Raw genomic sequence first — 6,861 nt, 5'->3', positions numbered from 1 at the left:
CGCCGCCGCCCTCGTCAGTGACCGGGTTATAGTCCCACTCACCCAAAAACGTCAACAGGCCAAATTCATAAAACTACAAAAATCTCGCAAGTGATTGTATTTAAATGATTTATTTGAATTCCGCGGCAAAATGCGCTCGAATCCAATATCTGGATGCCGACCGAGCCCGGCAATGACAAGGCTCAAGGATTACCTCGACAAGCATCCACGATCCGGCGATCTAAATGCCTGCGGATTGTCTAAGATCCCGCTCGGCACGTTCGATGGCGCTCGCATTCAGGACCTTGCGAGACAGAGCGACCGCCACAGCTCTCGTGCGAAGATTGAACCAGCCTTCGCTGCCCTGCCCCGGCGTCTCATAAACATCGAGTTTTTCATAAAGCTGCTGCAGGCGGTTCTGCACGCTTCGAAGCGACAGGTGCTTTCGCTGGGCGATTGCCTTGTCGGTCAGTCCCACCGCCACATCGACGAGAATTTCATATTCGGCATCGGTGAGCCCCGGTGAATTACCAAAACTCTTTTGTTGAATACCGCGCACCTCGCGATCGATCACGCATTGGGATTCGACGAAGACACTGCGCAAAGCGAGTTTCAATCGCTCCTCCGAAGCCGACTTCAAGACGTAGCCATAGGTCGCGCCTTCCGGCACGATCCGCGCCACACCACGCACATAGGCTTCGTCCGAATAGTTCGACCAGAAGAGGATTTTGGTATCCGGGCGCTCCCGCCAGATCGTGCGCGCTGCCTCGATCCCGTTGCGCTCGTTCATTTGCAGGTCCATGACGACATGCTCGGCCCGCGATGCCCGCGCCTGCGCTTCGCCTTTCAAGCCATTTTCCGCCTCGATCACCTGTCCGCATTCGGGCAGTGCCGCACGGACCGCCTCGTTCAGAAACGCGCGATGAAGGGCGTCGTCCTCGACTATCAGAACATCCATCATCAGCCCTCCGCCAAAATAGGGTGATCCGTCGGAAGCGTCAGCCGCATCCGAGTTCCGCCCCCTTCAGTGTTACAAGCGGGATTACGGCCGATCTCGAGCCGAGCCGCAATCAACCGCGCACGGGTCTTCATATTGTCAAGACCGTGCCCCACCATTTCCTTGAGATCGGCCAGGCCGCGGCCGTCATCTTCAACCTCGATGCAGAGCGATTGGCCGCTTTTCGTGATACGCACCATGATATTGTCGGCTTGCCCATGCCGAATGGCGTTATTGACCGCCTCCTGGACGATGCGGAACAGCGCCACTGCGACGGTCGGATTGAGATCGCGAAGGCTGCCGCTGCTATCGTCGGCCATCTTCCACCCGATCGGCTGCCCGCTTTCCCGAACCGACCTTTCGAGATGGTTCTCTATCGCCTCCGCAACGCCGAAAAGTTGCAGCACGGTCGGCTTGGCCTCCTCGATGATTTGGCGAAGGTCGTGCATACATTGCTGCATCGCACGACAAAGCGGCTCCAGCGCGTCGCCCGACAAAACGGGCAGGGCGGTCAAACGCTCCATGCGGCGGGTCAGCCGCGTCAGGTCGGCAAGCGTCTGGTCGTGCAGGTCCATGCCGATCCGCTGGCGTTCTGCTTCCAGTGCTTCGGTCAGTTTCAGAGCGCCGAAGCGCAGCCCTTCTTCCCGGGCCCGGGCTTGCGTTTCGATGACGGCAGAGCGCTTCGCCTGTTCCGCGGCGCGCAGAGCAAAGAAATAGGGGGCCAGAAGATCGGCCACCGCACGGGCGTTCTCCACATCATCTTGCGTATAAAGGTCTCGTTGCTGGCTTGAGCAACTCAGAGCGCCGATCACGTCGCCCTGCACTTTCAGCGGCACATGCAAGCGACTGCAAAGGGAAAGCTCGATGATCGGGCTCGAAAACGCGCCCTCGAAATGAAAGCGCGGGTCCGTGCAGGCATCGGCAGAAAGCAGGAAATCCACTTCGCCGGAAAGCAGAGTGCGGATAGGGCTTCCTGTCAGAAGCGCCGGCGGGTGCTGGCTCCAGGCCGTATCCAGCCCACTCTCATAGGCAATATGATATTTGCCATCCAGCATCTTGATGCAGACGTCGAGATGATCGTGCGGAATGATATGGCTGATCTCCTCGGCCACCGCCTTGATGATCGAATTGAAATCGAGCTGACCGGCCAGCAGCCGGGAAATTCCCAGATAGCGGTCGAACAGCGAATTGCGCGCCGTATTGAGCATGGGCGGACCTCCTCCGAGTCCTAAAGACTAATTAAGCGTCAGCTTTTCTTTCAAGTCTTGCGGGAACCCGCAGATATTGCGCGAAAGCCCGCATAAAGCGTGCTTGGATGCGCCTGTACTTTGTCAATAATCTCCTCCATGCTCGATCTACTGAGCAAAAGGGGCTCAGGGCAATCATTATCTCCGGAACAACCGTTGAGGAGCGGCCGGACGATATGCAGAGAGCTTTTGGGAGGAAATCATGACCATCAGAACGATGCTGGCGGCATCCGTCGCAGTCGCATGCCTATGCGGGCCGGCGCTCGCCGATACGTCTTCGAAGAAAATCGCGCTTTCGAACAACTACGCCGGCAATTCCTGGCGTCAGGCGATGCTGACGAGCTGGGACAAGATCACCAAGGAAGCGGTATCGAAGGGAGTTGTCGCGGCAGCTGATCCGTTCACCACAGCCGAAAACCAGGCGACGGAACAGGCAGCTCAGATCCAGAACATGATCCTGCAGGGTTATGACGCGATCGTCATCAACGCCGCCTCGCCGACTGCACTTAACGGTGCGATCAAGGAAGCCTGCGATGCCGGCATTACCGTCGTGTCTTTCGACGGAATCGTCACCGAACCTTGCGCCTGGCGCATCGCCGTCGATTTCAAGAAGATGGGCGAAAGCCAAGTCGATTACCTCGCCAAGAAACTGCCTAAGGGCGGTAATCTTCTCGAGATCCGCGGCCTGGCCGGCGTTTCGGTCGATGACGAGATCCATGCGGGTATAGCAGCCGGCGTCGCCAAGAACCCACAGTTCAAGGTCGTCGGTTCGGTGAACGGCGATTGGGCTCAGGACGTCGCCCAGCGCGCCGTCGCCGGCATCCTGCCGAGCCTGCCGGAAGTGGCGGCCGTCGTCACCCAGGGCGGTGATGGTTACGGTGCAGCTCAGGCCTTTGCGGCCGCCAAGCGCTCGACGCCGACGATCGTCATGGGCAACCGCGAGGACGAACTGGTCTGGTGGAAACAGCAGAAGGACAAGGACGGTTACGAGACCATGTCGGTCTCCATCGCGCCCGGTGTCTCGACGCTCGCCTTCTGGGTGGCGCAGCAGATCCTCGACGGCAAGGAGGTCAAGAAGGACCTTGTCGTGCCGTTCCTCAGTATCGACCAGGCAAGCCTGGAAGACAGCCTGAAAAACACTCAGAAGGGTGGCGTGGCGAATGTCGAATATTCGCTCGAAGACGCCCAGAAGGTGATCGACGCCAAGTAGCGTCGCCTCCCGCGTGCCTGGGGCGCAGCTTTGTCTGCTGCGTCCCGGCATGACCTTTGCCATTACAAAACAATAGCGATTGCATGACGGAAACCTTGAAGCGAGAAGAGGTTGTGGCCGCGCGCGGCATCAAGGTGACGTTCGGGGCCGTGAAGGCACTCGACGGAGCCGACCTCGTGATCCATGCCGGAGAATGTATCGGGCTCGTCGGACACAACGGCGCCGGCAAGTCCACCATCGTCAATGTCATCAATGGCGGCTTAAGCCCGCATGACGGTTCGCTCAGCTATAGCGGCAGCGAGATCCACGGAATATCCGCCGCCCGCGCTAATGGCGTGCGATGCGTTTTCCAGGAGCTTTCACTCTGCCCCAACCTGACGGTCGGCGAAAACGCCCGGATCATGCATGCGGAGCTAAAAGGCTGGAATTGGCGCAGTCGTGCCCTTTCGCTTGTCGAAACCCAGCTTCGGGATATTTTTCCCGGCCATTCGATCGATTGCGATCTGAGCATCGATGACCTGTCGATCGCCGAGCGGCAGATGGTCGAGATCGCCATCAGCTTTGCCGGTATCGATCAGAGACCCAAACTCGTCATTCTTGATGAACCGACATCCTCGCTCGACGCCGGGCTTGCGGCGCAGCTGATGGCCTATATCCGCAAATTCGTGCGTGAGGGCGGTTCGGTTCTGCTGATCTCGCACATTCTCGGCGAAATTCTCTCAACCTCCGACCGTATCGTCGTGATGAAGGATGGCCGCGTGGTGGCTGACAGGGTGGCATCGGAATTCACCACACGCAGCCTCGTCGAAGCGATGGGCAATGTCGTGCGCGAGCAGGAATTTTCACGCGCGGCAAGCGTCAGGACGGGCGAACCGGTTCTGTCCATGCCGCCGCGCCGCGGCCACGGGCTTGCGTTTCAGGCATGGCGTGGCGAGATGATCGGGCTTGCCGGCCTTGGCGGCCACGGCCAGACCGAAGCCCTGCTTGACCTCTATCTCGATCGCAACAGCAACTGGTGGCCGACAAGAAGAGGCGAGATCGCCTTCGTTGCCGGCGACCGAAGCCTGAACGGCACATTCCCGCTATGGAGCATCCTGAAAAACCTGTCGATCGCTTCGCTTGGCCAGCTCTCGACCAAGCGCATGGTCGACCGGGCGCGGGAAGAAACGCTCGGCGCCGGCTGGAAGCAGCGGATCGAAATCCGTACGCCGGATATGGGCAACCGCATCCTGTCGCTCTCGGGCGGCAACCAGCAGAAGGTCCTCTTCGCCCGCGCTCTGGCAACCACGGCCAGCACGGTGTTGATGGACGACCCGATGCGCGGCGTCGATATCGGCACCAAGCAGGAGGTCTATGAAATCCTCCGCTCGGAAGCGGCCAATGGCCGAACGTTCATATGGTACTCGACCGAAATGGATGAAATCCGCCTTTGCGACCGGGTTTATGTTTTCCGGGATGGTGCGATTGCAGCCGAACTCGCCGGTGAGGAGATCACCGAAAAGAACGTGCTGGCCGCCTCCTTCAGCGAAGGAGATGCCGCATGAAACTCTCCTCCGGCACGGTCCGCCTGATCATCCCCGCCGCTTCGCTGGTTCTGCTGCTTGCCGCTGTTTTCTACATGCAGCCGCGCGCCATGAGCTATACGGGCCTGAACCTTCTGTTCAACCTTGCGGTTCCCATTGCACTGGCGACCATCGCCCAGATGCTGATCATGTCGGTCAACGACCTCGATCTGTCGATGGGCACATTCGTCAGCTTCTGCGCATGCGTTACCGCAACCTTCCTTCAGACATCGCCGGTGCTCGGCATCCTGATTTTACTGGGTGCGATCGCAGCCTACGCCGTCATCGGCGTCGTCATTCACATCCGCGACCTTCCTTCGATCGTCGTGACGCTCGGCATGAGCTTCGTCTGGGGCGGCCTCGCCGTTCTCATCCTCCCCTCCCCCGGTGGTAACGCACCGGTCTGGGCGCGCTGGGTGATGACGGCCAAACCGCCGCTCGTGCCGGTCGCAATCGTCGCCAGCATCCTGATTGCCGCTGTCACCCACTATATCGTCATGCGCTCCTCCTTCGGCGTGCTGATGCGCGGCGTTGGCGGCAATGATCGCTCCGTCGAGCGGGCCGGCTGGTCGGTGATCGGCATCCGTGCCGCCACCTATGCGCTTGCAGGGTTCTTTGCCATTCTTGCCGGAATAGCTTTGGTTGGCCTCACCACCTCTGCCGATGCCAATATCGCGCTTCGTTACACGCTTCTGTCGATCGCCGGTGTCATCCTCGGCGGCGGACAGTTCGTCGGCGGCAAGGTTTCCCCGATCGGGGCAGTCATCGGCGCGCTCACTTTGACGCTTGCCGGCTCTTTCCTGTCATTCATGCGCATTTCGCCCGACTGGCAAATCGGTGCGCAGGGCGCGATCCTGATCGTCGTTCTGGCCCTGCGTCTTGCCCTCAACCGTCTCGAAAAGCGGGAGAAGAGCCAATGACACTGCATCGTTTTCTCATGGCTAAACCGTGGATCTGGTCTTTCGCCGCAACGATCATCGTCTGGATCGTCACGGTGCTCTTCACCGGCGGCGCCAGTTCCTTCGGCCTGTCGCAGGCCGCTCTCACCTTCGCCGCCTTTTCGGTCGTCGTCGGTATCGGCCAGATGTTCGTCATTACGCTTGGGCCAGGCAATATCGACCTGTCCGTGCCTGCGACCATGACCCTGTCGGGCACACTGGCACTGAAACTCATGGACGTGCAGGACGGCATGATCGTCGTCGGGCTTCTTGCCTCAATCGGGATCGGACTGGTCATCGGGCTCGGCAACTATGTGCTGATCAAGGCATTGCGAATCCCGCCGATCATCGCGACCCTGTCGATGAGCTTCATCGTCCAGTCGGTGGCGATCTGGAGCAATCGCGGCCTGCGCATTAAACCGCCTGAAACGCTCGCGAGTTTTGCAACATCGGGCCTGTTCGGCATCCCCAATGTCGCGCTTGTGGCGCTGATCCTCTCAGCGCTCGCCTGGGTTCTTCTTGAAAAATCCATCTATGGACGCTGGATTTCCGCAATCGGCCAGAGCACATTCGCAGCCCGCATGGCCGGTATCCCTGTCGATGGGACAAGGCTCGTTACCTATATGCTCTGCGCCGTTCTGGCTTCCGTCTGCGGCTATCTGCTGGCGAGCTTTTCCGGCGGCGCGGCGCTTAATATGGGGTCCGAATACCTGCTGATGTCGATCGCCGTCGTGGTGATCGGCGGCACCGCGGTTGCAGGCGGCAATTCCAACATACCCGGCATATGGGGCGCCTCGCTTTTCATGTTCCTGGTGGTCTCGATGCTCAACACCTACGGCTTCGGCGCCGGTTTCCGCCTCATCCTCACCGGCCTCATCATCATCGCCGTGATCCTGCTTGCCGGCGGCCGGCAATCGCTTCGCTAGTC

Annotated in this window: 6 protein-coding genes; 4 read left to right on the top strand and 2 right to left on the bottom strand. The window is 59.7% G+C overall.

The features are described from left to right. Positions 1–220: 220 nt before the first annotated feature. Positions 221–937: a response regulator transcription factor gene (locus tag FHP24_RS14710; protein WP_139676992.1), complete on the bottom strand. Its 717-nt coding sequence runs from the start codon at positions 935–937 to the stop codon at positions 221–223. Between the two features lie 2 nt (positions 938–939). Then, complete coding sequence (locus tag FHP24_RS14705) at positions 940–2,184, bottom strand: GAF domain-containing sensor histidine kinase (protein WP_139676926.1); 1,245 nt, start codon at positions 2,182–2,184, stop codon at positions 940–942. Positions 2,185–2,425: 241 nt separating this feature from the next. Between FHP24_RS14705 and FHP24_RS14700 the strand changes: the two genes are divergently transcribed. The 4 genes from FHP24_RS14700 (at position 2,426) to FHP24_RS14685 (ending at position 6,859) form a co-directional block, all read left to right on the top strand. Further along, entirely contained in the window at positions 2,426–3,433 is a 1,008-nt protein-coding gene (locus FHP24_RS14700) for an ABC transporter substrate-binding protein (RefSeq protein ID WP_139676925.1), read from the top strand. An 83-nt stretch (positions 3,434–3,516) separates the two neighbouring features. Continuing rightward, positions 3,517–4,977 (top strand): ATP-binding cassette domain-containing protein, encoded by a 1,461-nt coding sequence (locus FHP24_RS14695; protein ID WP_139676924.1) that lies wholly within the window; start codon positions 3,517–3,519, stop codon positions 4,975–4,977. Next, positions 4,974–5,915: an ABC transporter permease gene (locus FHP24_RS14690; protein WP_139676923.1), complete on the top strand. Its 942-nt coding sequence runs from the start codon at positions 4,974–4,976 to the stop codon at positions 5,913–5,915. Before FHP24_RS14695 ends, FHP24_RS14690 begins: the two co-directional genes overlap by 4 nt. Continuing rightward, on the top strand, positions 5,912–6,859 hold the full coding sequence (locus FHP24_RS14685) for an ABC transporter permease (RefSeq protein ID WP_139676922.1): 948 nt from the start codon (positions 5,912–5,914) through the stop codon (positions 6,857–6,859). The genes FHP24_RS14690 and FHP24_RS14685 overlap by 4 nt, the downstream gene beginning before the upstream one ends. Positions 6,860–6,861 lie beyond the last annotated feature (2 nt).

This window comes from Aliirhizobium smilacinae (assembly GCF_006335145.1).
Taxonomy (GTDB): domain Bacteria; phylum Pseudomonadota; class Alphaproteobacteria; order Rhizobiales; family Rhizobiaceae; genus Neorhizobium; species Neorhizobium smilacinae.
The sequence above is the reverse complement of the archived record's forward strand: the minus strand, read 5'-3'. Positions and strand labels throughout refer to the sequence as shown.

Bases quoted from the DNA above. Each gene is read 5' to 3' on its own strand.
- FHP24_RS14695 (WP_139676924.1), top strand. From the start codon at position 3,517: ATGACGGAAACCTTGAAGCGAGAAGAGGTTGTGGCCGCGCGCGGCATC.
- FHP24_RS14710 (WP_139676992.1), bottom strand. From the start codon at position 937: ATGGATGTTCTGATAGTCGAGGACGACGCCCTTCATCGCGCGTTTCTG.
- FHP24_RS14685 (WP_139676922.1), top strand. From the start codon at position 5,912: ATGACACTGCATCGTTTTCTCATGGCTAAACCGTGGATCTGGTCTTTC.
- FHP24_RS14705 (WP_139676926.1), bottom strand. From the start codon at position 2,184: ATGCTCAATACGGCGCGCAATTCGCTGTTCGACCGCTATCTGGGAATT.
- FHP24_RS14690 (WP_139676923.1), top strand. From the start codon at position 4,974: ATGAAACTCTCCTCCGGCACGGTCCGCCTGATCATCCCCGCCGCTTCG.
- FHP24_RS14700 (WP_139676925.1), top strand. From the start codon at position 2,426: ATGACCATCAGAACGATGCTGGCGGCATCCGTCGCAGTCGCATGCCTA.